This window comes from Streptomyces sp. NPDC057702 (assembly GCF_042799315.1).
In the GTDB taxonomy this organism is placed as follows: Bacteria; Actinomycetota; Actinomycetes; order Streptomycetales; family Streptomycetaceae; genus Streptomyces.
On record NZ_JBHVJC010000040.1, the window covers coordinates 42,745 to 67,733 of the forward strand.

Here is a 24,989-nt window from a genome sequence, read left to right on the forward strand (position 1 = left end):
GTCGGCTGGCGGCGACGCGGCCGCCGAGGGCGACGGTGCCCGGCACAGCGGCACCCGAGGGCCCCGTACGCGACAGCGAGGACCCGCGGGGCCCGGCGCTGGCGGCGCCACGCCCGCGCGTGGCGGCACGACCACCCGGCGGCGGAGACCGCCGCTACTTGCCGAAGCCGAAGCCGCCGGAGCCCTCGACGCGGGCGCGCAGGCGCTTGCCCTTGTCGGTGGCCTGCTCGTTCAGCTCTTCCTGGAACTGCCGCATGCGCGCGAGCAGGTCCGGGTCGTGCGCGGCGAGCACGCGGGCCGCGAGCAGGCCCGCGTTGCGCGCGCCGCCGACGGAGACCGTGGCCACCGGGACGCCGGCCGGCATCTGCACGATGGACAGCAGCGAGTCCATGCCGTCCAGGTACTTCAGCGGCACCGGTACGCCGATGACCGGCAGCGGCGTGACGGAGGCCAGCATGCCCGGCAGGTGGGCCGCGCCGCCCGCGCCGGCGATGATCGCCTTCAGGCCACGGTCGGCCGCTCGCTCCCCGTACGCGATCATCTCGCGCGGCATGCGGTGCGCGGAGACGACGTCGACCTCGTATCCGATCTCGAACTCGTCCAGGGCCTTGGCCGCGGCTTCCATGACGGGCCAGTCGGAGTCGGACCCCATGACGATCCCAATGAGCGGCGAAGTCATTCTGTGATCGTTCCTCGCAGGTAACCGGCGGCATGGCTCGCGCGCTCGCGCACGTCGGCCAGGTCGTCGCCGTAGGTATTGACGTGACCGACCTTGCGGCCGGGCTTCACATCCTTACCGTACATATGGATCTTCAGACCAGGGTCGCGCGCCATGCAGTGCAGATACGCCCCGTACATGTCGGGGTAGTCGCCGCCGAGGACGTTGGCCATCACGGTCCACCGGGCGCGCGGGCGCGGGTCGCCCAGCGGCAGGTCGAGCACGGCGCGCACGTGGTTGGCGAACTGCGAGGTGACGGCACCGTCCTGGGTCCAGTGGCCGGAGTTGTGCGGGCGCATCGCCAGCTCGTTGACCAGCACCGCCGGGCCGTCGGGGCCGGTCACCTCGAAGAGTTCGACGGCCAGGTGGCCGGTGACGTCCAGCTCCTCGGCGATCCTCAGGGCGAGCTGCTGGGCGTGGGTGGAGAGCGCCGGGTCCAGCTCCGGGGCGGGGGCGATCACCGTGTCGCAGACGCCGTCCACCTGGATCGACTCGACCACCGGGTAGGCCACGGCCTGGCCGTGCGGGGAGCGCACCACGTTGGCCGCCAGCTCGCGCACGAAGGGGACCTTCTCCTCGGCCAGCACCGGCACGCCCGCGCGGAACGGCTCGGCCGCCTCGGCCTCGCTCCGGGCGATCCACACGCCCTTGCCGTCGTAGCCGCCGCGCACCGTCTTCAGGACGACGGGGAAGCCCTCGCCCTCGGCGGCGAAGCGGGCGACGTCGGCGGGGTCGGCGACGATCCGGTGCCGTGGGCACGGGACGCCGATGGCCTCCAGCCGGGCGCGCATCACCCCCTTGTCCTGGGCGTGCACCAGCGCCTCCGGGCCGGGCCGCACCGGGATGCCATCGGCTTCCAGGGCGCGCAGGTGCTCGGTCGGCACGTGCTCGTGATCGAAGGTGATCACATCGCACCCTTGTGCGAAGCTACGAAGGGTGTCGAGATCGCGGTAGTCACCGACGACCACCTCGCCGACGACCTGCGCCGCGGAGTCCGTCGGGGTGTCGCTGAGGAGCTTGAACCTGACGCCGAGGGGGATGCCCGCCTCGTGCGTCATACGTGCGAGCTGGCCGCCGCCGACCATGCCAATTACGGGGAACGTCACCCACCCAGGGTAGCCGTACCAGGCGGAGACCCCCGTTGACGCTGGTAGGAACCTCCAAGGCCGGCCCGGTCGGTGATCCGCGATATCTGGACGCGGCCCCGGCGACGGCTGGTTAGCATGAAGCAGATGGAGTAATGCCGGCAACCGCGATACGGAGTATGACGATCACTATGAGTGAACGGCGCGTGCTGCGTACGCGGCTGGAACTGCTGACGCGCGAGGTCGCCAAGTTCGGGGCGGTGGGCGGTGCGGGCCTGCTCGTCAATCTCGCGGTGTTCAACCTGGTCCGGCACCTGACCGAGCTGCCCGTGGTGCGCGCGAGCGTCCTGGCGACCGTGGTCGCCATCGCCTTCAACTACGTGGGCTTCCGGTACTTCACCTACCGGGACCGCGACAAGAGCGGCCGGGGCAAGGAGATGACCCTCTTCCTGCTCTTCAGCGCCATCGGCCTGGTCATCGAGAACGGCGTGCTCTACACGGCGACGTACGGCTTCGACTGGGACACCCCGCTCCAGAGCAACGTCTTCAAGTTCCTCGGCATCGGCATCGCGACCCTCTTCCGCTTCTGGTCGTACCGCACCTGGGTCTTCCGCGCGCTGCCCGCCCGCGAGGCGGTGCAGACGGCCGAGTCGTTCCTCACCACCACGCCGGAGCAGCGCGAGCGCGCCCAGACCGCCCGCGCCAAGTAACACCCCCCGCCCCGGCATCCGCGCACCTCCCGTACGCACCGGCCCCGACGCCCGTCGCACGCGTCGGTGGTCGCCGCCGCCCCCGCTCACCCCTCGTGCGCGGCCTCGGCCTCGCGGCTGAGGAACAGGGCGAAGATCGGCGGCTGCTGCTGGAGGAGTTCCAGCCGGCCGCCGTCCGCCTCGGCCAGGTCGCGGGCGACGGCGAGGCCCAGTCCGGTGGAGTTGCGCCCGCTGACGGTGCGCTCGAAGACGCGGGCACCCAGGTCGGCGGGGACGCCCGGCCCCTCGTCGGAGACCTCGACCACCGCCTGGTTGCCGGTGACGCGGATGCGCAGGGCGACCGTGCCGCCGCCGTGCATCAACGAGTTCTCGATGAGCGTGGCCAGCACCTGGGCCACCGCGCCCGGCGTGCCGACCGCCCGCAGCCCCTTCTTGCCGGAGCGGACGATGGCCCGGCCCTCGCTGCGGTAGGCCGGACGCCACTCCTCGATCTGCTGCTTGACGACCTCGTCCAGGTCGAAGGCGACGGCGGAGCCCGAGCGCGGGTCGCGCGAGTTGGTCAGCAGCCGCTGCACGACGTCGGTCAGCCGCTCCACCTGCGTCAGCGCGATCGTCGCCTCCTCCTTGACCGTCTCCGGCTCGTCGGTGAGCGTGATCTCCTCCAGCCGCATGGACAGCGCGGTCAGCGGCGTCCGCAACTGGTGCGAGGCGTCGGCGGCCAGGCGCCGCTCGGCGGTCAGCATCCGCGCGATGCGCTCCGCGCTGCCGTCCAGCACGTCGGCGACCCGGTCCAGCTCGGGCACCCCGTACCGGCGGTGCCGGGGGCGCGGATCGCCCGAGCCCAGCCGCTCGGCGGTCTCGGCCAGGTCGGTCAGGGGCGCCACCAGCCGGTGCGCCTGCCGGACGGCCAGGATCACGGCCGCCGCGATGGCCAGCAGCGCCACCGCCAGGATGATCAGCAGGGTGCGGCCGATCTCGCGGCCCACGGTGCCGTGCGACTCCTCGACCCGGACGGTCACGCCCTGCGCGCCGTGCTCCTCGGCCGCGATGACGCCGCCCGAGGGGCGGTCGCCGATCTCCAGCGGGGCGGCCCGGCGGGGCAGGGTGATCCGGGCGTAGCGGTCGGTGGTGATCTGTTCGCTGAGCACCTTGGGGGTGACGGCCTCGCCGCCGATGAGCCGCCCGTCGACGATGCTGAGCAGCCGCAGGGCCTCGGACTCGACGCTCTCCTGCGCGCTGTTCTCGATGGTGCGGGTCTCCACGATGACCAGGGAGACGCCGAAGACGGCGATGACGACGAGCACCACCGCGAGCGTGGAGTTGATCAGACGGCGACGCATGGGCCCACGACCGTGTTCGGATCGGTGTTCGGTTCAGTTCTCTTCGGTCTTCGACAGGCTCGTCACGGCCGCTAGTTCTTCTCGAAGCGGAAGCCCACGCCGCGCACCGTGGCGATGTAGCGCGGGTTGGCGGCGTCGTCGCCCAGCTTCTTGCGCAGCCACGAGATGTGCATGTCGAGCGTCTTGGTCGAGGACCACCAGGTGGTGTCCCAGACCTCGCGCATGAGCTGGTCGCGCGTGACGACGCGGCCCGCGTCGCGGACCAGGACCCGCAGCAGGTCGAACTCCTTGGCGGTGAGCTGGAGCTCCTCGTCGCCCATCCAGGCCCGGTGCGACTCGACGTCGATCCGCACCCCGTGGGTGGCCGGCTGGGGCTGCTGGGCCTCGACGGCGCCCCGACGCAGCAGGGCCCGCACGCGGGCCAGCAGTTCGGCGAGACGAAAGGGCTTGGTGACGTAGTCGTCGGCGCCGGCGTCCAGGCCGACAACGGTGTCCACCTCGTCGGCGCGGGCGGTGAGCACCAGTACGGGGAAGCCATGGCCCTCGTTACGCAGCCGCCGACAGACCTCCAGGCCGTCCATGCCCGGCAGGCCGAGGTCGAGGACGAGCAGATCGACGCCGCCTTGCAGCCCCGCGTCCAGCGCGGTGGGTCCGTCCTGGCGCACCTCGACCTCGTACCCCTCGCGGCGCAGAGCGCGGGCGAGCGGCTCCGAGATGGACGCGTCATCCTCGGCGAGCAGTACTCGGGTCATGCGGGAATGGTAGTCCGCGACCGGCCAGGAGGGGGCCGGGCCTGCGACTTCATCTCGCCGGATGCCTCGGCGCGCACCGGCCGCGACGCCGCGACGCCCGGGGCGCGAGCGCGTGCCGCGCCGGGTGGGGCACGGCGGTCACGGGGCCGGGCCCGTCGACCGGGGGCGCCGTTCCCCGGGGGCGCGGACCCCGCGCGAGGGTCACGCCCTCCCGCCCGGTCACGCTCGGTGGCGCCGGCGGCTGAGGGGCGCGCGCCCGTATCGCTCACATCACGTTCACAGCACGTTCGCACCTCGTTCGCGATCACTCGACACCCCGGGACCGCGGGGGCGCGCGGCCGACCGCGCCTTTCGCGCCGATTCCTCCACGCGGCGGCGGCCCTTCCGAGGCCTCAACCACCCGTCGGTCGGAGCCCGTTGTCCCGCTGACCTGACACGGGGCATTCAGGGCGGAGTACACCGCTATCAGGCCACCGTGAGCGGGTGCCGAGATCTCCTCGAACGGAAGGCGAAAAGTTGCGACTATGTGTCGTGAGTTACGTCTCATCGCCTTCCATTCGTGCCCCGCGTCTGGCGTATGGTGACGGAACGTCTGTAGCACTGCCCCGAGACCTTTGGATCGCAAGACGCGCCAAGGGTTTCTGGTGTGTGCGGGACTGGAGCCACCAGCCCTGTTCGAGCACAGTGAATGACCTGCCGGCCGGGTCCGCCGCGCGCCTCACGCGTGGAGGGCGCGGAGCCCGGCGGTGTCGCCGTCCTCTCGGTTCCCCCCCATGGGTACCGCCGCCGCGCCACGCGGTGGTGGGCGACGCGTCGTCGATGCCGGCTACCCGACCGGGCGCGTGATCTTGATTCCGGCTAGCCGTCTTGGCCTCGCGTCCCGAGCCCCCCAAGGAACATCCATGGCGTCCAGCCTGACGAAGGGCGCGGCCAAGCAGGGAAACCCTGCGGACGGCGGCAAGTCCTTCTTCGGCCACCCTCGCGGCCTGGCCACTCTCTTCATGACCGAGATGTGGGAGCGCTTCAGCTTCTACGGCATGCGGGCCCTGCTCGTCCTGTACTTGATCTCCGGTGGGCCGGACTCGAAGGACGGCAGCCAAGGCGGCGGCCTGGAGATGACGCAGACCAACGCGGTCGCGATCTACTCCGTGTACCTCGCCATGGTCTACCTGCTGGCGATGCCCGGTGGCTGGTTCGGTGACCGCGTGTGGGGGCCGCGCAAGACCGTGGCCATCGCCGCCAGCATCATCATGGCGGGCCACCTGCTGCTGGCCGTGCCCGGCCAGCTCCCGTTCTTCGGCGGCCTGGCGCTCGTCGCGTTCGGCTCCGGCCTGCTCAAGGCCAACATCTCCACGATGGTCGGCCACCTCTACGACGGGCCGGAGGACCCGCGGCGTGACGGTGGCTTCACGATCTTCTACATCGGCATCAACATCGGCGGCTTCGCGGCGCCGCTGATCATCGGCACGGTGGGCCAGGAGGTCAACTGGCACCTCGGCTTCGCCATCGCCGCGCTCGGCATGGGGCTGGGCCTGGCCCAGTTCCTGATCGGCACCCGCCACCTGAGCCCGCTCTCCAGCCAGGTGCCGACCCCGCTGAACATCGAGGAGCGCAAGAGCTGGCTCCGCAAGGGCCTGATCTGGACGGCGGTCACCGCCGCGTTCTACGCCGTGGTCACCCTGACCGGGCACTTCACGCTCAACTGGGCGCTGGTCCCGATCACCGTCGCGGGCCTGGTCATCCCGATCGCGGTACTGACGCGCATCAAGCGTGACAAGGAGCTGACCGACACCGAGCAGACCAAGGTCAGCGGCTACATCTGGTTCTTCGTCGCGGCGGCCGTCTTCTGGATGATCTTCGACCAGGGCGGTTCGACGCTGTCGGCCTTCGCCGAGACGAAGACGGCGGACAACGTCTTCGGCATCCGCTTCCCCTCGTCCTGGTTCCAGTCGGTCAACTCGGCCTGGGTCATGGCCCTCGCCCCGGTGTTCGCGTGGATGTGGCTGGCGCTGGCCCGCCGCAACAAGGAACCCAACACCACGGTGAAGTTCGCCATGGCGCTGGTCCTGACCGGTGCGTCGTTCTTCGTCTTCGTGGTCCCGATGAGCATGGCCAGCGGCGACGGTGGCACGACGGTCAGCCCCGGCTGGCTGCTGTCGATCTACATGCTCCAGACCATGGCCGAGCTGTGCCTGTCCCCGGTGGGCCTGTCGGTCACCACCAAGATGGCGCCGGAGAAGTACGCCAGCCAGATGCTCGGCGTCTGGTTCCTCGCGGTCACCGCGGGCGACTGCACCACGGGTCTGCTCTCCATCGCCGGCGTGGACCTCAGCGGCGTGGGAGTGATCACCGCGGAGGCCACCCTGGCGGTGCTCGCCGGTATCGCCATCTGGATGTACCGCAAGAAGGTCGTCCAGATGATGGGTGACGTCCGCTGACATCCACCCCGCTCGGCCCGCCCCCGGCCGACCGAGCACCCTGACGCACCACCTCACCGAGGGCCCCGACGCACCCGCGCCGGGGCCCTCGGCCGTTCCCGCCACCCGAGCGCCGGGGGGTGCGCCGGGCGGTACGCGGGGCGGTGCGCGGCGCCCCTGTCCACGGCAGGTCGTGGGGGCGCGGGGCGGGGCGGGGGGTGGCGTACGCGGCGTCGGCCCGGCGGAGGTGGGGCGGGGCGGGCGACGCGGAAGCCGGCGGGGGCGACGACGCGTACAGGGGGTTCGGGCCGCTCCGGGGCCGGGAACGCGGGCGGGGCCCCAGACACGCAGCGCGGAGGCCCCGGAGGCCCCGGGGGGCGCGGCGGACGCGGAAGCCGGGCGTACGGCGCGTCGGGCCAGCGGACGCGCCGGCGGGGCGGTTCAGCGCGTCAGGGCCGGGACGTCGCGTAGGGGGCCATGGGAGGCGGCTCGGGGCGCGCGGGGCGGGGCGGCGAGCCCCCGGGGGGCCGAGGGGGCGCGCACGGGGGGAGTGGCGCGCACGGGGCGGTGTGGCCGGCCCGGTGGGGCGGGTCGGGGCGCGGGCGGCGTTGGGCCGCGCGCCGGAGCGGGGCCGGCGTGCGGGGTGGGACACGGGGGCGGTCGGCGGCGGGCGGAGGCCCGGTGGACGTGGGGGGCGCGCTGCGGCGGAGTGGGCGAAACGGGCGGGTCAGCCTGGCGCGGCGAGTTCCGCCCAGACCGTTTTTCCGGCACCGTCAGCGTTCCGTATGACACCCCAGTCGAGGCAGAGGCGCTGCACGATGAACATGCCATGGCCACCAGGACGGCCGGCGCGGTGCGGGGTGCGCGGGGCGGGTGTGCCCGCGCCCCGGTCCCGCACCTCGAGCCGCAGCGACTTGGCGTCGCAGCTCACCCGGAGTTCCTCCGGCCCCTCGGCGTGCAGGCACGCGTTGGTGACCAGCTCCGAGACGACCAGCAACACGTCCTCGGCGGCGGCCCGCTGGTCGGCGGTCGCGGCGGGCAGCCAGCCCCAGTCGCGCAGCGCCTCCCGCGCGAAGTCGCGGGCCCGCGGCACGGCACCACTGGCGTCTATCAGGGCGAGTCGGCGGATCTGTCCGTTCAACGGGCGGGCCGGAGCAGTGGCACCAGCCTCCGGGCCGCGGTCGCCCGGCGAGTACGGCCGCGCGGTGCTCATCAGCGCTTCACCTCACCGATTCACCGAATCAAGGACAGGGACTACCTGTCACATCGAGCAGATTTAGCTGTCTCCTGCCCGGGTGCGGCGTGAGAACACCCACTTATTCGCCCCGGGCTTGTGTGACTCAGGTAACGCACGCATGAAGCGCACGCAACACACCGGTCCCGCCTCACTCGACGAGCGCGGCATCCAGCGTGTCGTGCACCGTGAAGACGGCCTCGGCACCCGTGATCTCGAAGACCCGGGCAACCACGGGGAGCATGCCCGCCAGGTGGACCCCACCCCCGGCCGCCTCGGCCTTGAGCCGCGCCCCGAGGAGCACGTTCAGGCCGGTGGAGTCGCAGAACTCCAACCGCGAGCAGTCCACGACCAGTCGCGACCGCCCGTCGGTGACGCACTGTTCCAGTGGCTCGCGGAGCAGCTCGGCGGTGTGGTGATCGAGCTCACCCGCCGGTGTCACTACCGCGCTCGCCCCCTGGTGTCGTACCTCGACTCGCAGTCGGCCTCTGCTCGTGCTGCCGACCATCCCGCGGTCCATGCACGCACCTCTTCTGGCGTCTCGTGGCTTTCGATTACGCGCCTCGAACCCTACGCCTTCGATACGGCGTGCGGTAGCCGAACAACTGGCATATATCACCAAATACGGACAACACGCACTTGCCACTTCCGGGTCAATGCGGGTAGGCGTAGTAGGACACACCCGAACACGGCCCGGCTTTGGAGGCGCCGCTCACCGCAGCACGACGATATGGCTTCGGCAGCCACATGCCGAGAATGATGGAGGACTCCCATGTCACCCCGGCTCGACGAACCGCGCACCGAACACCATCGGGCCCCCGCCTCGTCGACACCCTCGCCCCAGCGGGCCGAGCTCGCTCCGGCCACGGACGAACCGTCAGGCACGGCGCCGGAAGACCCGGCGTTCGCCGGTCACTTCGACGGCCTGCCCGAGATTCCGCCCTTCGACGAGGTCGGACCGGTCGACGCGAGGGCCCTGTCCAAGACCCTCTTCGAGCGCCTCGAGTCGCTTGAGGAAGGCACGCACGAGTACGCGTACGTACGCAACACCCTGGTCGAACTGAATCTGGCGCTCGTCAAGTTCGCCGCCTCCCGGTTCCGCTCCCGCAGCGAGCCGATGGAGGACATCGTCCAGGTCGGCACCATCGGCCTGATCAAGGCCATCGACCGCTTCGAGCTCAGCCGAGGCGTCGAGTTCCCCACCTTCGCGATGCCGACCATCATCGGCGAGATCAAGCGCTTCTTCCGGGACACGAGCTGGTCGGTGCGCGTCCCGCGACGCCTGCAGGAACTGCGGCTCGACCTGGCCAAGGCCGGCGACGAGCTCGCGCAGAAGCTCGACCGCGCGCCCACCGTGAGCGAACTCGCGACGCGCCTGGACATCAGCAACGAAGAGGTCATCGAGGGCATGGCCGCGAGCAACGCGTACACCGCGAGCTCGCTGGACGCCCAACCGGAAGAGGACGACAGCGAGGGCGCCCTCGCCGACCGCATCGGCTACGAGGACCACGGACTTGAGGGCATCGAGTACGTCGAGTCGCTGAAGCCGCTGATCGCCGAACTCCCGCCGCGCGACCGCAAGATCCTCTCCCTGCGGTTCGTGGCGAACATGACACAGTCGGAGATCGGCGAGGAGCTCGGCATCTCCCAGATGCACGTCTCCCGCCTGCTCTCCCGCACGCTGACCAAGCTCCGCAAGGGCTTGATGCTGGAGGAGTAGCGGCACCGCCGCACACGACGGCGCGCCGGCCACCGTCGGCCGCGCCCCGGAAGCAGGGCCCATCCCGCGCCACGACACGGGAGGGGCCCTGCTCCGTCGTACGGGCCCGGCCCCACCCGCCGCCGGCCCCCGCTTCCCCGGTCTCCGAGGAGGCCGGCCGGTGTGCGCGTACGCCCGACAGCGCGGCGCGCGCGTCTAGGGGCGGACGAGGGCGGCCACACCGGGCAGCGCGTCGAAGGCCGTACGGACGTGGGCCCGCAGGGCCTCCCGCCGCCTCTCGCTCCCGACCGCCGCCCCGTCGTCGTTCGCGGCCGACCACTCCCGGAGCGCGCTGTGCCACGCGGCGACCATCAGGTCCAGCAGCAGGCGCGCGTGCAGCTCGCTGACCTCGCGGCCTTCGGGGAGCCGGCCGAGAACCGCGTGCACCACCGCGTCCGTCACCTCGGCACAGTGCTGGAGGCTGTGCGCGGTCAGGGCGGGTGTGCGGTCGGCGAGGGCGCGGCTGGTCAGAAACCGGTCCTCCCAGCCGTCGGACATGTCCGCGATGGCGTCGATCAGCGCGTCCTCGTACGCGTCCAGCAGCGGACCCGTGAGACGGGCGGCCTCGATCCGGTCCCGGTAGGCGGCCCACAACTCCTTCTCGGGCGCCAGGGCGACGTCCTCCTTCGAGGAGAAGGCACGGAAGAACGTGCGCTTGGAGACCTCCACCTCGTCCACGAGCTGATCGAGCGTGGTGTCCGCGAACCCCCGTTCGGTGAACAGCCGCAGCGCCGACTCCACCAGCGCCTGCCGGGTGCGCAGCTTCTTGCGCTCGCGCAGCGGGAGCCGCCGTGCGGGGTCGGGCGGGGTGGCGTGGGGGGCGTCGGAGTCGGCGGCTGCGGCGGTCATGCGGGAAGTCTACCCAGCCCATCGCGCCGAAGAGGCAAGAGCCCCTTGCAGGCTTATGCCACTCAGTGGCACTATCTCGCTGCCGGGGCGTCGGCCCCGGACGAACGAGGAAGCGAGTGAGCCATGCGCGCATGGACGATCGACCACGGCGCCCCGGGCGGGCTGCGCCTGACGACGGCCCCCGACCCGACGCCGAACCCCGGGCAGGCCCTGGTCCAGGTGACGGCGTTCTCCCTGAACCGGGGCGAAGTGGACGCCGTCATACCGGAGGGCGCGGCGGGCGCGGTGCCCGGCTGGGACGCGGCGGGCACCGTCGTACGGGCCGCCGCCGACGGCTCGGGCCCGGCCGTCGGCGCCCGGGTGGTGACCCTCGCCGACGGTGGCGCGTGGGCGGAGCTGCGGGCCGTGGACACCGAGCTCATCGGCGCGGTCCCCGACGGCGTGGACCTGGCGGCGGCGAGCACCCTGCCGGTGGCCGCCGGATCGGCGCTGCGCGCGCTGCGCCGGATGGGCGCCGTGCTGGGCCGCCGCGTCCTGGTCACCGGCGCGGGGGGCGGCGTGGGGCGGTTCGCCGTCCAGCTCGCGGCCCTGGGTGGCGCCCATGTCGTGGCGACCACCAGCACTCCGGCGCACGTCGAGGCGCTGCGCGCGCTGGGCGCCGCCGAGGTCTGGCTCACCGGGCCGACGACCGGCGACCGGGGCACGGCCGAGGGGCCGCCGGCGGGTGCCGACGGCGTCAGCGACCCGGGCGGGGAGGCGGGCCTGGTGCCCAGCGGACCGGTGCACGGGGCGATCGAGGTGGTGGGCGGCGATCAACTCGTGGCCGCCTACGCGGCGCTGGGGGCACACGGCACGCTGGTCTCGGTGGGCCACTCGGCCGGCACCGGCGAGTCCTTCCCGCTCGGCGCGTTCCTCGCCACCGAGGGCCGCCACGACCGCGCGCTCACCACCTTCTACCTGCTCCAGGACGCGGCGCGCCTCGGCGAGGACCTGACCTGGCTCAGCCACCTGCTCGCCCGGGGCGCCCTGGACCCGCAGATCGCCTGGCGCGGCGAGTGGACCCGCGTCCCCGAGGCCGCGCGGGCACTCGCGGACCGCCGCGTCCCGGGCAAGGCGGTCCTGGAGCTGCCGGCCTAGCGGGGGCCCGGCTCCGACGGGGACCGGGCTGGCGGAGCCCGGCCCCCGTCGGAGCGCCTTGACTCGCCACCCGCGTGGGGCCGTTGGCGCGCGGGTTGGCGGGCGCGGGTGGGTGGCTGCCGGCGCGTGGTGGGTGGGGGCGTGGGGGGTATGGGCGTGGGCCGCGACTTCCGGCACGTGAGGGATGGGCGTGGAGGGGGCTGGCGCGTCGCGGAGGGAACACGGCACGCGGGAGCGTGGGCGCGCGGGCATGGGCGCGCGGCTGCCGACACGTGGCGAGGTGAGGCGTGGTGGTGCTGATGCGTCGTGGGCGGGGTGCGGGCGCGGACACGCGGTGACCGGCGCGTGGTGAGTGAGGCGCGGGCGGCGGGCGTGGACGTGCGAGCGCCGGCACGCGGTGGGCGGTGTGGGCGTGCGACTGCCGGCCGTGACGCGGGTGCGTGGGCCCGGTGGCCGTGGGGGCTCAGGGGGCGCGCCGCGTTGGCGGCTGGCGCGTGGCGCCCTGGCGGGGCGCGGGGTGGGTGCGGCATCACCGGTACGCGGCTGGCGGCGCGCGGTGGTCGACACCAGACGGTCAGGGCCTCGGGACGGGCTGACTCAGGGCGGGGCCGGCGCCCCTGGGGGCGAGCGCGGCGGCGCGCCCGCGACGGATGCCGGGGGCCGAGGCGCGCGCGGGCTCTCCGGGAGGCGCGGGCTCTCCGGGGCGGCGGGGTGGGTGGCTTACGGGGTGGTGGCGCCCGCTTCTCCGGGGGTGGTCGGGTCGGTGACGCCGGCCGCGTCCAGCAGGGTGCGGGCCGCCGCGCGGGCCTGGCGGGCCGGGGCCGGGGAGCCGGTGAGGGCGGCCGTGGTGGTGGCGCCCTCGGCGAGCAGGGCGAGTTGGTCGGCCAGCGGTCCGGGGGCCGCCGCGCCCGTGGCGGCGGTGAGTTCGCCCAGGTAGGCGCGTACCGCCGCCTTGTGGGCGCGCGCCGCCTCGGCGACGGTCGGCGAGGTGCCGCCCAGTTCGGCGAAGCAGTTGACGAAGGCGCACCCCCGGAAGTCCGGCTCGGCGAACCACTGGTGCAGCCAGTCGAAGACCGCCAGCAGCCGCTCGCGGGGAGTGGGCCGGGCGTCGGCGTAGTGGACGAGCGCCGCGCGCCAGGCGTGGTCCCGGCGCCGCAGGAACTCCTCCACGAGCCGGTCCTTGGCGGGGAAGAGCTGGTAGAGCCGCTTGAGCGACACGCCGGAGGCGGCGCGTACGGCGTCCATGCCGACCGCCCGCACGCCACGGGCGTAGAACAGCTCCTCGGCCGCGTCCAGCACGTGCGCCCGCGCCCGCTCCTCGGCCGTCGTCCCCACCGTCATCCCCGAACCCACCTCGCCTCTCGCGCGCCGGACGACGCCCGCCGCCGTACGCCCCGCCCGTCGGCACGGTTGCCACTTGCGCGGAGAACGGGCGTTCTCATACGGTACCCGGCAGCGACGGAGAACGCTCGTTCTCCACAGGGTGGGCGGTGAGTCCGCCCCGGCGCGCCCGCGCCCCCGGGCACCACCGGCCCGGGGTACGACGAAGGAGAGCGACATGTCCGTACGGCCACCGCTGCCGCCGTTCACCGAGGAGTCCGCGCGCGAGAAGGTCCGGGCGGCGCAGGACGCCTGGAACTCGCGCGACCCCGAGCGGGTCGCGCTGGCGTACACCGAGGACAGCGAGTGGCGGAACCGGGACGTCTTCCTGCGCGGGCGCGCCGAGATCCGCGCCTTCCTGCGCGAGAAGTGGCGGCGCGAGCTCGACTACCGGTTGCGCAAGGAGCTGTGGTCCTACACCGGCGACCGCATCTCGGCCCGCTTCACCTACGAGTGGCACGACGCGACCGGGCAGTGGTGGCGCAGCTACGGCAACGAGCAGTGGGAGTTCGCCGCGAACGGCCTCATGCGGCGGCGCTACGCGAGCATCAACGATCTGGCCATCGCCGAACGCGACCGCCAGCTCACCGGCTGACGGCTCACCGGCTGACGGCTCGCTGACTGACGGCTCGCTGACTGACGGCTCGCTGACCAGCGGCCCACCCACCGACGGTTCACCGACCGGCCGACCGGCCGCCCCCGGACGGCGGCGGGGTCAGACCGGCTCGGCCTCGGATATCGCGGCCAGACGCCACAGCGAGGTCGTCTCGGCCGCGCGTGCCGTGTGCAACGGGTCGGTCGGATCAGTGGCGCGGCGGTGTCGGGGGCGGGTGTCCAGGCGGTCGACCACCCGCAGGCCGGCCGCCGCGACGAGCCGCCTCAGCTCGTCGCGGGAGCGCAGCCCGAGGTGTTCGGCGAGGTCGGAGAGGATCAGCCAGCCCTCGCCGCCGGGCGCGAGGTGGGCGGCCAGGCCGTCGAGGAAGCCGCGCAGCATGCGACTGTCCGGGTCGTACACCGCGTACTCGACCGGCGAGGCGGGCTTGGCCGGCACCCAGGGCGGGTTGCACACGACCAGCGGAGCCCGGCCGGGCGGGAAGAGGTCGGCGGCGACCACCTCGACGCGCTCGGCGACCGCCAGGCGGGCGGCGTTCTCGCGCGCGCAGGCCAGGGCGCGCGGGTCCTGGTCGGTGGCCACCACGCGGCGCACGCCACGGCGGGCGAGCAGCGCGGCCAGCACTCCGGTGCCGGTGCCGATGTCGAAGGCCAGCCCGTCCGCGCCGGGGGGCAGCGGCGCCTGGGCCACCAGGTCCACGTACTCGCCCCGGACCGGCGAGAACACCCCGTAGTACGCGTGCACGCGCTCGCCGCCGAGCGCCGGGATCGGCACCCCCTTGCGCCGCCACTCGTGCGCGCCGACGAGGCCGAGCAGCTCGCGCAGCGAGATCACCGCGGGCTCGCCCGCCCCGTCCTCGCCCCACGCCTCCCGGCACGCCGCGCCGACCTCCGGGGCGCGACGCAGCGGCACCCGGGGGCCGGCGTCCACGTCGTCCCCGGGTTCGAGGGGGACGAGCAGCATGCCCAGCAGTCGGGCCCGCTGCGCCTGCGCCTTGCGGTGCAGGTGGAAGGCGCGGGCCGGCGTGTCGTCGGGCGCGGCGCCGGTGGCCTGGGCGTCGCCGGCGGCCGGGGCCGCCCGGCCGCGCCGCTTGCGGGGTGGGCGCTTGCGGTCGACGCGGCGGGCCAGGGCCTGGAGGAGTTGACGCGCGTTGTGGTAGTCGCCGCGCCACAGCACCGCCGTGCCCTCGCACACCAGCTTGTACGCGGCGTCGGCGGTCAGCCGGTCGTCGCCGACCGCCACCCGCCTGGGCACGGGTGCCCCGCTCTCGGAGCGCCAGCGCGCCTCGTACGCCACCTCGCCCTCGCTCCAGACGAGCCGCGGGTGGTCCGCGTCGCCAGCGGCGGGGCTCGCCTGGCGGGCGGGTGTCTCCTGGGGGGCGGGCGCCTTGTCCGTGCTCGCCGCATCGCCGCTGGTGGACGCCGCGCGCGCCGGGGACGCGGCCTCCGGGTGGGCCTGGTCAGCCACGGCGCCGGGCGGCGCGGGGCTGGCGGCCGACGGGGCGGGCCCGGGGTCGCCGTGGGCGATGGTGCGGCGCGGGTCGGGGGTGTGCATCTCTTCCAGCTTCGCGGGGTGACGGGCGCGCGGCGAGGGGCCGACGCGCTGGGGACACCTTCCCACGGGCCACTGACAACGGCCGCCGGGGCGGGCCCCGGACCCCGGTGAGCTGGGCGTTCTCATCCGGTGGGCTGGCCCGCTCGGCGGACTGACCCGCTCGGCGAACTGGCCCCAAGCGGGCTGTCCCAGGGCGGCGGCGGCCTCCTCGGCGGCGCCTGGCTGGGGCGTGCGCCGGCGTCGGCGCGCGGCCCGGGGCCTGCCGACCGGGCCGGGCGCGCGCCGATCGGCGCCTGCCGGCCGGAGTCGGTCGGCTCAGACGCGCTGGCCGGCTCGCCAGACGGCCGTCACCAGGGGGACGCCGGGCCGGTAGGCGAGGTGGACCGGGGACGGCGCGTCGAGCAGGGCCAGGTCCGCGCGTGAGCCGGGACGCAGGTAGCCGACGTCGTCGCGGCGCAGCGCGCGGGCGCCGCCGGCCGTCGCCGACCAGAGCGCCTCGTCGGGCGTCATGCCCATGTCGCGGACGGCCAGGGCGATGCAGAACGGCATGGAACTGGTGAAGGACGAGCCCGGGTTGCAGTCCGTGGACAGCGCGACGGTGGCGCCGGCGTCGAGCAGCGGGCGCGCGTCCGGCCAGCGGGCGCGGGTGGAGAACTCGGCGCCCGGCAGCAGCGTGGCGACGGTGTCGCTGTTGGCCAGGGCGTCGATGTCGGCGTCGGTGAGGTGGGTGCAGTGGTCGGCGGAGGCGGCGTCGAGCTCGACGGCGAGCTGCACGCCGGGCCCGTACGAGAGCTGGTTGGCGTGTACCCGGGGGGTCAGTCCGCGCCGCTTGCCGGCGGTGAGGATGGCGTGGGCCTGGTCGCGGTCGAAGGCGCCCCGCTCGCAGAAGACGTCCACCCAACGGGCGTGCGGGGCGCAGGCGTCCAGCATCGGGCCGGTGACCAGGTCCACGTAGCCCGCGGGGTCCTCGGCGTACTCGGGGGCGACGATGTGCGCGCCGAGGAAGGTGGTCTCCTCGGTGTGGGTGGCGGCGATGCGCAGCGCGCGGGCCTCGTCGTGCGGGGTGAGGCCGTAGCCGGACTTGGTCTCCAGCGTCGTGGTGCCCTGCCGGGCGGCCTCGCGCAGGTAGCGCAGCAAGTTGGCTTCGAGCTGCTCGTCGCTGGCCGCGCGGGTGGCGGCGACGGTGGTACGGATACCGCCCGCCGTATACGGCCGGCCTGACATGCGCGCGCTGAACTCGGCGGTGCGGTCGCCGGCGAACACGAGGTGCGAGTGGGAGTCGACGAAGCCCGGAATGGCGGCCTGACCTGCGGCGTCGAGGTGATTGTCAGTGGCGGGTGCTTTCCTTGTCGCACCGACCCAGACGACGCGGTCGCCGTCGATGACGAGCGCCGCGTCCTGGATCAGGCCGAGGGGGCCTTCGCCGAGGGAGGGGTCGTTGGTGACGAGGCTGCTGATGTGGGTGATGGCCGTCGTCGTGCCGGCGTGGTGGGTGCCGGCGCCACGGGTGGCGTCGGCGGCGGGCCGGCCGGTGGGGGTGGCGGGGGTGCTGGGGGTCATCGCGGGGGTGTTCTCCTTCAGCCGAGCACGGCTGCGACGGACTGGGCGAGTGCGGTGGGCACGTCGGGCAGCAGGGCGTGCGTCCCGTCTCGGACGATATGGCGACCGCCGACGATCGTGTGCCGGACATCCGCGCCCGACGCGGCGAATACGGCGGTTTCCACACCGAGGGAGGCCGGCGGGCCGGCCGTGCGCACCGAGTCCAGCGCGAGCGTGGTGAAGTCGGCGAGCGTGCCGGGCGCGATGCGGCCGGCGTCGTCCCAGCCCAGCGCCGCGTGACCGGTGGCGGTCGCGGCGTGCAGCAGCTCGGCCGCCGTCCAGTGGCCACGGGCCCGGGTGCGGAGCCGCTCGTTGAGCTCCATCGCGCGCGCCTCTTCGAACAGGTCGATCACGGCGTGGCTGTCGCTGCCCAGGGAGAGCGGCGAGCCGGACTCCTGGAGGGCCACGGCCGGGCCGATGCCGTCGGCGAGGTCGCGTTCGGTGGTGGGGCACATGCACACGCCGGTGCGGGCGCCGCCCAGCAGGGCGATGTCGGCGTCGGTCAGGTGGGTGGCGTGGACGGCGACGGCGCGGGGACCGAGCGCGCCGTGTTCGGCGAGCAGTTGGGTGGGCGTGCGGCCGTGCGCGGCCAGGCAGGCGTCGTTCTCGGCGGTCTGCTCGGACAGGTGGACGTGGAGGGGGGTGTCGCGTGCGCCCGCCCACTGGGCGACGGTGGCGAGCTGGTCGGCCGGTACGGCGCGGACGGAGTGGATGGCCGCCCCGATCCGGGCGTGCTCGGAGGCGGTGAGCGCGCTCGCCCGCTCGGCCCAGGCGTCGGCCGAGCCGTCGCTGAAGCGCAGTTGCGGACGGGTGGGGGGCTGGCCGAAGCCGGCGGAGAGGTAGGCGGTGTCCAGGAGGGTGATGCGTAGTCCGGCGTCGGCGGCTGCCGCGAGGACGGCCTGCCCCATGGCGTTGGGGTCCTGGTAGCGGGCGCCGCCCGGGGCGTGGTGCAGGTAGTGGAACTCGCCGACGCAGGTGATGCCGGCCAGCGCCATCTCGGCGTAGGTGGCCCGCGCCAGCGCGTAGTAGCTGTCCGGGGTGAGCCGTTCGGCCACGCCGTACATCACCTCGCGCCAGGTCCAGAACGAGTCCGGGGCGCGCCCGCCGGGCCGGCCGGCGCCGCCGGGCGCGGCCTGCTCGGCGGGGCTGACCTGGGCGGCGCCGCGTAGTGCGCGGTGGAAGGCGTGGCTGTGCGCGTTGGCCAGGCCGGGCACGGTCAGGCCGCGCAGCGCGACCGCGCCGGGTGGCGGCGCCGCCACCCCGGGGCGCACCTCGGCCACCCGCCCGTCCCGTACCTCGATGAGGACGCCGGCGACGACCCCGGAGGCGGGGGCGGCCCCGGAGGCGGGCGCCGTGGGGGCGCCCGAGGGCGCGGTGGGGGCCGGCGGCGGGGCGGTGCCCGCGACCGTGCCGTCCGTGCCGACGGGGCCCGGGGGTGGTGGAGGTGGGGCGGGGTTGAGCCAGGCGTGTTCCGCCCAGTACGTCAGGCGCACGCGAGGCCCTCCAGTACGTCGGCGAGGGCCTGGACGCCGGCGACGCAGTCGTCCTCGGCGGCGTGCTCGGCCGGGGAGTGGGAGACGCCGGTGGGGTTGCGGACGAAGAGCATGGCGGTCGGGACGGAGCCGGAGAGGATGCCGGCGTCGTGTCCCGCTCCGGTGCCGAGGACCGGGCGGGAGCCGCCCAGGATGCGGCCGAGTTCGTCGCGCAGGGCGTGCTCGAACTCCACGACGGGGGTGAAGGACTCACGGACGACGCGTACGTCGACGCCGTCGCGCTCGCCGCGCTCCATGGCCGCCCGCTCGATCTCCGTCACGACCACGTCCAGGGTGGCCTGGTCGGCCGCGCGGGAGTCGAGCCAGCCACGGACCAGGGAGGGGATGGCGTTGACGCCGTTCGGTTCGACGCTGACCTTGCCGAAGGTGGCCAGCGCGCCGGCCAGCCGGGCCTTCTTGCGGGCGGCCAGGACGGTGTTGGCGTAGGTGAGCATCGGGTCGCGGCGGTCCTCGACGCGGGTGGTGCCGGCGTGGTTGGCCTCGCCGTGGAAGTCGAACCGCCAGCGGCCGTGCGGCCAGATGGCGGAGGCGATACCGACGGGGTCGCCGGACAGGTCGAGGGCGCGGCCCTGTTCGACGTGGAGTTCCACGAACGCGCCGATCCGGGCCAGGCGTTCGGGGTCGGGTCCGATCGCCTCCGGGTCGTAGCCGGCGCGCTCCATGGCCTGCGGCAGGGTGGTGCCCTCGCCGTCCCGGAGCTGGTGCGCGGCCTCGGTGGTGAGCTGGCCGGCGGTCAGGCGCGAGCCCACGCAGGCCAGGCCGAAGCGGGCGCCCTCCTCGTCGCCGAAGTTGACGATGGCCAGGGGCTTGTCGAAGCGCGCGCCCCGCCGGCGGAGTTCGTCGAGCGCGGCGAAGGAGGAGACCACGCCGAGTGGTCCGTCGAAGGCGCCGCCGTCGGGTACGGAGTCCAGGTGCGAGCCGGTGACGACGGCGTCGCCCGGGTTCACGTCGCGGTAGTCGCGGGCGCCGAGCCAGGCCCACTGGTTGCCGTTGCGGTCCAGTTCGTAGGCCAGGCCACGGGAGGCGGCCTGGGCCTGGAACCAGGCCCGGCAGTCGGCGTCGGCGCCGTTCCACGCGTAACGCCGGTAGCCGCCGCTGTCGGCGTCGCGGCCGATGGGGCGCAGGTCGCGCCACATCTCCTGGAAGGAGGGCGGGGTGGCGGCCGGGGTGGGGGCCGGTCGGGGGGCGGGTTCGCTCACGACTGGTCACCCTCGCGCATCGGGACGCGGACCGCCTTCTCCTCGGCGACGCGCTCGGCGATCTCGTACCCGGCGTCCACGTGGCGGATCACGCCCATGCCCGGGTCGTTGGTGAGCACCCGGCGGATCTTCTCGCCGGCCAGCGGCGTGCCGTCGGCGACCGTGACCTGGCCCGCGTGCAGCGAGCGGCCCATGCCGACGCCGCCGCCGTGGTGCAGGGAGACCCAGGAGGCGCCGGAGGCGACATTGACCATGGCGTTGAGCATCGGCCAGTCGGCGATGGCGTCCGAGCCGTCGAGCATGCCCTCGGTCTCGCGGTACGGGGAGGCGACGGAGCCGCAGTCCAGGTGGTCGCGGCCGATGGCCAGCGGGGCCTGGAGGGTGCCGTCGGCGACCATGTCGTTGAACCGCTCGCCCGCGCGGTCGCGCTCGCCGTAGCCGAGCCAGCAGATGCGCGCGGGCAGGCCCTGGAAGTGCACGCGTTCGCCGGCGAGCTTGATCCAGCGGGCCAGCGACTCGTTCTCCGGGAAGAGGTCGAGGATGGCCTTGTCGGTGGCCGCGATGTCCTTCGGGTCGCCGGAGAGCGCCGCCCAGCGGAAGGGGCCCTTGCCCTCGGAGAACAGCGGGCGGATGTAGGCGGGTACGAAGCCGGGGAAGTCGAAGGCCCGCTCGTAGCCGGCGAGCTGGGCCTCGCCCCGGATGGAGTTGCCGTAGTCGAAGACCTCGGCACCCGCGTCCTGGAAGCCGACCATGGCCTCCACGTGGCGGGCCATCGACTCGCGGGCGCGGGTGGTGAAGTCGGCGGGCTTGTCCGCCGCGTACGCCGCCATGTCCGCGAAGTCGACGCCGATCGGCAGGTAGGCCAGCGGGTCGTGGGCGCTGGTCTGGTCGGTGACGATGTCGATGGGCGCGCCGGCGGCGAGCAGTTCGGGCAGCAGCTCGGCCGCGTTGCCGAGGACGCCGATGGACAGCGGTTTGCGGGCGTCGCGGGCCTCGGTCGCCAGCGCGAGGGCGTGCTCCGGGCTGTCGGCCCGGACCTCGAGGTAGCGGTGCTCGATACGGCGGTCGATGGCGCGCGGGTCGCAGTCGATACAGATGACCACACCGTCGTTCATCGTGACGGCCAACGGCTGGGCGCCGCCCATGCCGCCGAGACCGGCGGTGAGGGTGATCGTGCCGGCCAGGGTGCCGCCGAACTTCTTGGCGGCGACGGCGGCGAACGTCTCGTAGGTGCCCTGGAGGATGCCCTGGGTGCCGATGTAGATCCACGAACCGGCGGTCATCTGCCCGTACATGGTCAGGCCGAGCGCCTCAAGGCGGCGGAACTCCTCCCAGTTCGCCCAGTCGCCGACCAGGTGGGAGTTGGCGATGAGCACGCGCGGCGCCCACTCGTGCGTCTGCATCACACCCACCGGCCGGCCGGACTGGACGAGCATCGTCTCGTCCTGCCGCAGCGTGGACAGCGTGCGCACCATCGCGTCGAAGGAGCCCCAGTCACGGGCCGCCTTGCCGGTGCCGCCGTAGACCACGAGCTTGTCCGGGTGCTCGGCGACCTCGGGGTCGAGGTTGTTCTGCAGCATCCGCAGGGCGGCCTCCTGCTGCCATCCCAGCGTGCTGAGCTGCGTGCCGCGCGGTGCTCGTACGGGTCGCGGTCCCGACATGGGTGCTGCCTCCCTGGCTCGACGGGTGAAACGCCGACTGGATTAGTCCATTCACATAGTCCAGCGATGAATAGTCCCAGTCAACAGGGGCGGCGGCGGGGCGCCGCGTCTGGCGGGGTTCGGGTGCGGGGCGTGCCGCCCCGGGGCGGGGCCTGGCGGCCGGCTTCGGGCTGAGCGGGTGCGGGCTGAGCGGGTGCGGGCCGGCCGACTTGGGGCCCGGCGTGCTCGGGCGCGGCGTGCTCGGGACGGCTGGCTTCGGGCGCGGCGTGCTCGGGCCGGCCGGCGGCGGGCGCGGCGTGCTCAGGTCGGCCGGCTGCGGGCGCGGCGTGCTCAGGTCGGCCGGCTGCGGGCTGGCCGGCTGCGGCGTCGCCCGGCTCCGGGCTCGGCACCTGCCGGCGCGTCGCCTCGGCCTCACCGGCTTGCGTCCCGGCCGCATCGGCCGCGGCGACTTCGGGCCGACCGGCACAGCATCGGGCCCCCCGGAGGAGCCGGCTTCGGGCCAGCCGCTCCCTGGGCCAGCAGGTACCGAGCCCCGCCCCGACAGGGCTGGTGTCGGGCTCGCCGACCTCAGAGCGACCGGCTTCGGACCCGGCACCCGCGGGCTGCCCGCCTCGGGCACACCGACTTAGGGCCCGGCGTGTACGGGCTCGCCGGCTACGGGTTCGCCAGCTCCGGGCCCGGGGCCCACCGGCCGGGCGGCGTCTGGCGAGCCGCCGACCGGCACCCCACCCGCCATCGACAGGGCGGTGATGGACCCGAACGCGCCGGGCAGCAGCGGCGCGGCGGCGCCCGACCGTGGCGGGGCCACGGCGAACCGGGCGGCCCGCACTGAGTACGGCGGCCGGTACGCGGCGGAGCCCGCCCCGCCGCGTACCGGCACCCGCGCGGACGCCCACCACCAGCGCCTACGCCCGCCGCCGCGCGCGGGCCCCGCCCGCCGCCGCGCGCCCTCGCCCGTCCCGCCCGCTACAGGACGAAGCCGGCCGGGAACGGGTCGGTGGGGTCGAGGAGGTACTGGCCCATGCCGGTGATCCAGGCCCGGCCCGTGACGGTGGGGACCACCGCGTCGTGGTCGCCGAGCCGTTCGGTGTCGACCAGGCGCCCGGTGAAGCGGGTGCCGATGAAGGACTCGTTGACGAAGTCCCGGCCCAGGGGCAGTTCGCCGCGCGCGTGGAGCTGGGCCATGCGCGCGCTGGTGCCCGTCCCGCACGGCGAGCGGTCGAACCAGCCCGGGTGGATCACCATGGCGTGCCGCGCGTCGCTGGCCCCCGCCGCCCCGTCACCCGCCTGACCCGGGTCGCCGGCCGTGCCCGGGGCGGTGAGCTGGACGTGCGAGCAGCCCGCGATGCCGGGCCGCGTGGGATGGACGGGGCGGCGCCGCGCGTTGACCGCCTCCATGATCGCCATGCCGGCGGCCAGGATCTCGTCCTTGTGCCGCCGGTCGAAGGGGATGCCGAGCCCGCTGAGCGGGGTGATGGCGTAGAAGTTGCCGCCGTACGCCATGTCGTACGTGACCCGGCCGAACCCGGGCACCTCGACGGCGGCGTCCAGCTCGTGCGCGTACGAGGGGACGTTGCGCAGCGTCACCCGTTCGGCGCGGCCCCCGTTCACCTCGACCCGCGCCTCGACCAGGCCGGCCGGGGTGTCCAGGCGTACGGTCGTGACCGGCTCGGTCACCTCGACCATGCCCGTCTCCACGAGCACCGTGGCCACGCCGATGGTGCCGTGCCCGCACATCGGCAGGCAGCCGGAGACCTCGATGAACAGCACGCCCCAGTCGGCGTCCGGGCGGGTGGGGGGCTGGAGGATGGCGCCGCTCATCGCGGGGTGCCCGCGCGGCTCGTTGACCAGGAACTGCCGCAGAGAGTCCAGGTGTTCCACGAAGTAGCGCCGCCGTTCGGCCATCGTCTCCCCGGGCACCGGGGCCACGCCGCCGGTGATGACGCGGGTCGGCATGCCCTCGGTGTGCGAGTCGACGGCGCTCAGGCAGCGCGTGGCACGCATCAGCGCCCTCCGACGACGGCCGCGTCCGCCGTGGACGCGTCGGGCACGGGCCCGCCTGTCGCGGACGGGGCGGGCGCGGACGTACCGGGCGCGGACGGGGCGGGCGGCGGCTCGTGGGTGGCGGCGGCGTGTCCCCGCTCCCACTCGGCCAGTGCCGCGACGGCGCGGCGAACGTCCGCGTCCAGCGCGGCGAGTCGGGTCCCGGTCAGCGGTCCGCGCGGCGGGCGGCTGGGCCCGCCGTACCGTCCGACCAGGTCCATCGACCGCTTGATGGCCTGCACGAACTCGGTACGCGAGTCCCAGCGGAAGGCCGCCACCAGCGGTTCGTACAGGGCCCGCGCCTCGGCCAACCGGCCCGCCGTGGCGAGTTCGAACAGGCGCACCGAGGCCGCCGGGAAGACGTTGGGGAAGCCGGCGAACCACCCCTCCGCGCCCATCAGCAGCGATTCGAGGACGAGATCGTCGGCGCCCGCGATCACGGCCAGGTCGGGGGCGCACTCCCTGATGTGCCGAACGCGCCGTACGTCGCCGGAGAACTCCTTGACGGCGACGACGTTGTCGATGGCGGCCAGCTCGCCGACCACCTCCGGGGTGAGGTCCACCTTGGTGTCGAGCGGGTTGTTGTAGACCATGACGGGCAGCCCGACGGCGGCGACCTGCTCGAAGTGGTGGACGACCTCGGCCGTGTTCGCGCGGTAGAGCGTCGGCGGCAGACACAGCACCCCGTCCGCCCCGTCCTCCGCCGCGTACTCCGCCCAGCGGCGGGCCTGGTGCGCGCCCACGCCGTGCACCCCGACGACCACCGACGCGTCGTGGCCGACGGCCGCGACGGCCGCCCGGGCCACCGCCCGCCGCTCGTCGTCGGTGAGCGAGGAGTACTCGCCCAGCGAACCGTTCGGGCCCACGCCGTGACAGCCGCTGTCCACCAGCCACCGGCAGTGCTCGGCGTAGCGGTCGAGATCGGGCCGCAGCCCCGCCGGAGCCGCGCGGTCCTCCACGTACGGGAGCGCGGTGGCCACCACCACCCCGGTGAGCCCCCGCGCCTGCGGCTTCGGCCGGGCACCGGCGAACCCGGTGACCTCGGCGGCGGCCCGGGGCCTTGCGGACGCGCGGGTGGTTCCGGCGGCAGGGGTCGCCGGCGAGGCGCTCGGGAGCGTGGCACCCGGGGGCGGGGCCGAGGGCGCGGGACGGGTGGGCTCCGGGATGTCGGTAGGCATGGGATCTCTCCGTTACGCGTCCGGGGGTTGGGGGATTCGCGATGCGGTACAGGGCGCCGTTCGTTCGGGGGCGACGGTGAGTACGGCACGGGCCTGCTGGGGCCGTGCGCCGGCTAGGGCCTGTCCGGCGGATCATGTGACTGTCGGATTGCTGTCTCGTTGTTCCTGGCATGGGGCGGGGTGATCTGACGAATGCCGAGTGGGTCCG

The 24,989-nt window shown here is 74.3% G+C and carries 20 protein-coding genes; 5 read left to right on the forward strand and 15 right to left on the reverse strand.

The genetic code is table 11. The annotated features are described in order from the left end of the window. Positions 1-154: 154 nt before the first annotated feature. Both purE and ACFVFR_RS26635 read right to left on the reverse strand, forming a co-directional pair. On the reverse strand, positions 155-679 hold the full coding sequence (purE, locus tag ACFVFR_RS26630; RefSeq protein ID WP_383706114.1) for a 5-(carboxyamino)imidazole ribonucleotide mutase: 525 nt from the start codon (positions 677-679) through the stop codon (positions 155-157). Then, a complete protein-coding gene (locus ACFVFR_RS26635; protein WP_383706116.1) occupies positions 676-1,824 on the reverse strand; it encodes a 5-(carboxyamino)imidazole ribonucleotide synthase in 1,149 nt (382 codons plus the stop codon). The genes purE and ACFVFR_RS26635 overlap by 4 nt, the downstream gene beginning before the upstream one ends. Before the next feature lie 170 nt (positions 1,825-1,994). Here ACFVFR_RS26635 and ACFVFR_RS26640 point away from each other — a divergent pair, with 170 nt between their 5' ends. Further along, positions 1,995-2,513: a GtrA family protein gene (locus tag ACFVFR_RS26640; RefSeq protein WP_383706118.1), complete on the forward strand. Its 519-nt coding sequence runs from the start codon at positions 1,995-1,997 to the stop codon at positions 2,511-2,513. A gap of 86 nt (positions 2,514-2,599) precedes the next feature. Here the strand turns inward: ACFVFR_RS26640 and ACFVFR_RS26645 are convergent, their stop codons facing one another. Then, positions 2,600-3,853 (reverse strand): ATP-binding protein, encoded by a 1,254-nt coding sequence (locus ACFVFR_RS26645; RefSeq protein ID WP_383706120.1) that lies wholly within the window; start codon positions 3,851-3,853, stop codon positions 2,600-2,602. Positions 3,854-3,924: 71 nt separating this feature from the next. Continuing rightward, positions 3,925-4,605: a response regulator transcription factor gene (locus ACFVFR_RS26650; protein WP_383706122.1), complete on the reverse strand. Its 681-nt coding sequence runs from the start codon at positions 4,603-4,605 to the stop codon at positions 3,925-3,927. A gap of 902 nt (positions 4,606-5,507) precedes the next feature. On the opposite strand from ACFVFR_RS26650, the gene ACFVFR_RS26655 reads away from it, so the two are divergent. Then, complete coding sequence (locus ACFVFR_RS26655; RefSeq protein WP_383706124.1) at positions 5,508-7,043, forward strand: peptide MFS transporter; 1,536 nt, start codon at positions 5,508-5,510, stop codon at positions 7,041-7,043. Between the two features lie 706 nt (positions 7,044-7,749). On the opposite strand, the gene ACFVFR_RS26660 is transcribed toward ACFVFR_RS26655, so the two are convergent. Both ACFVFR_RS26660 and ACFVFR_RS26665 read right to left on the reverse strand, forming a co-directional pair. Beyond that, complete coding sequence (locus ACFVFR_RS26660) at positions 7,750-8,235, reverse strand: ATP-binding protein (protein WP_383706126.1); 486 nt, start codon at positions 8,233-8,235, stop codon at positions 7,750-7,752. Positions 8,236-8,407: 172 nt separating this feature from the next. Further along, positions 8,408-8,776 (reverse strand): STAS domain-containing protein, encoded by a 369-nt coding sequence (locus ACFVFR_RS26665; RefSeq protein ID WP_383706128.1) that lies wholly within the window; start codon positions 8,774-8,776, stop codon positions 8,408-8,410. A 252-nt stretch (positions 8,777-9,028) separates the two neighbouring features. On the opposite strand from ACFVFR_RS26665, the gene ACFVFR_RS26670 reads away from it, so the two are divergent. After that, positions 9,029-9,976, forward strand: a complete 948-nt coding sequence (locus ACFVFR_RS26670) for an RNA polymerase sigma factor SigF (RefSeq protein WP_383706130.1) — start codon at positions 9,029-9,031, stop codon at positions 9,974-9,976. Between the two features lie 195 nt (positions 9,977-10,171). Here ACFVFR_RS26670 and ACFVFR_RS26675 read toward each other — a convergent pair whose 3' ends face one another. Beyond that, the gene (locus ACFVFR_RS26675) at positions 10,172-10,864 is read right to left on the reverse strand and encodes a TetR/AcrR family transcriptional regulator (protein ID WP_383706132.1); all 693 of its coding nucleotides are present in this window, start codon (positions 10,862-10,864) and stop codon (positions 10,172-10,174) included. Positions 10,865-10,987: 123 nt separating this feature from the next. Here ACFVFR_RS26675 and ACFVFR_RS26680 point away from each other — a divergent pair, with 123 nt between their 5' ends. Next, positions 10,988-12,001: a zinc-binding dehydrogenase gene (locus ACFVFR_RS26680; RefSeq protein ID WP_383706134.1), complete on the forward strand. Its 1,014-nt coding sequence runs from the start codon at positions 10,988-10,990 to the stop codon at positions 11,999-12,001. 720 nt (positions 12,002-12,721) lie between these two features. On the opposite strand, the gene ACFVFR_RS26685 is transcribed toward ACFVFR_RS26680, so the two are convergent. Next, positions 12,722-13,342, reverse strand: coding sequence for a TetR/AcrR family transcriptional regulator (locus ACFVFR_RS26685; protein ID WP_383706136.1), 621 nt, complete (start codon positions 13,340-13,342; stop codon positions 12,722-12,724). A gap of 217 nt (positions 13,343-13,559) precedes the next feature. Between ACFVFR_RS26685 and ACFVFR_RS26690 the strand changes: the two genes are divergently transcribed. Beyond that, the gene (locus ACFVFR_RS26690) at positions 13,560-13,976 is read left to right on the forward strand and encodes a DUF1348 family protein (RefSeq protein WP_383706138.1); all 417 of its coding nucleotides are present in this window, start codon (positions 13,560-13,562) and stop codon (positions 13,974-13,976) included. A 120-nt stretch (positions 13,977-14,096) separates the two neighbouring features. On the opposite strand, the gene ACFVFR_RS26695 is transcribed toward ACFVFR_RS26690, so the two are convergent. The 7 genes from ACFVFR_RS26695 to ACFVFR_RS26725 form a co-directional block, all read right to left on the reverse strand. Then, entirely contained in the window at positions 14,097-15,548 is a 1,452-nt protein-coding gene (locus ACFVFR_RS26695) for a methyltransferase (RefSeq protein ID WP_383706140.1), read from the reverse strand. 315 nt (positions 15,549-15,863) lie between these two features. Next, positions 15,864-17,108: an imidazolonepropionase gene (gene hutI, locus ACFVFR_RS26700; RefSeq protein ID WP_383706142.1), complete on the reverse strand. Its 1,245-nt coding sequence runs from the start codon at positions 17,106-17,108 to the stop codon at positions 15,864-15,866. Between the two features lie 17 nt (positions 17,109-17,125). Next, complete coding sequence (locus ACFVFR_RS26705; protein WP_383706144.1) at positions 17,126-18,640, reverse strand: formimidoylglutamate deiminase; 1,515 nt, start codon at positions 18,638-18,640, stop codon at positions 17,126-17,128. Further along, entirely contained in the window at positions 18,631-19,836 is a 1,206-nt protein-coding gene (locus tag ACFVFR_RS26710; protein WP_383706160.1) for an allantoate amidohydrolase, read from the reverse strand. The genes ACFVFR_RS26705 and ACFVFR_RS26710 overlap by 10 nt, the downstream gene beginning before the upstream one ends. Before the next feature lie 59 nt (positions 19,837-19,895). Continuing rightward, positions 19,896-21,560 (reverse strand): urocanate hydratase, encoded by a 1,665-nt coding sequence (gene hutU / locus ACFVFR_RS26715; RefSeq protein ID WP_383706146.1) that lies wholly within the window; start codon positions 21,558-21,560, stop codon positions 19,896-19,898. 966 nt (positions 21,561-22,526) lie between these two features. Continuing rightward, positions 22,527-23,564: a proline racemase family protein gene (locus ACFVFR_RS26720; protein WP_383706148.1), complete on the reverse strand. Its 1,038-nt coding sequence runs from the start codon at positions 23,562-23,564 to the stop codon at positions 22,527-22,529. Then, positions 23,564-24,781 (reverse strand): dihydrodipicolinate synthase family protein, encoded by a 1,218-nt coding sequence (locus ACFVFR_RS26725; RefSeq protein WP_383706150.1) that lies wholly within the window; start codon positions 24,779-24,781, stop codon positions 23,564-23,566. Before ACFVFR_RS26725 ends, ACFVFR_RS26720 begins: the two co-directional genes overlap by 1 nt. Positions 24,782-24,989 lie beyond the last annotated feature (208 nt).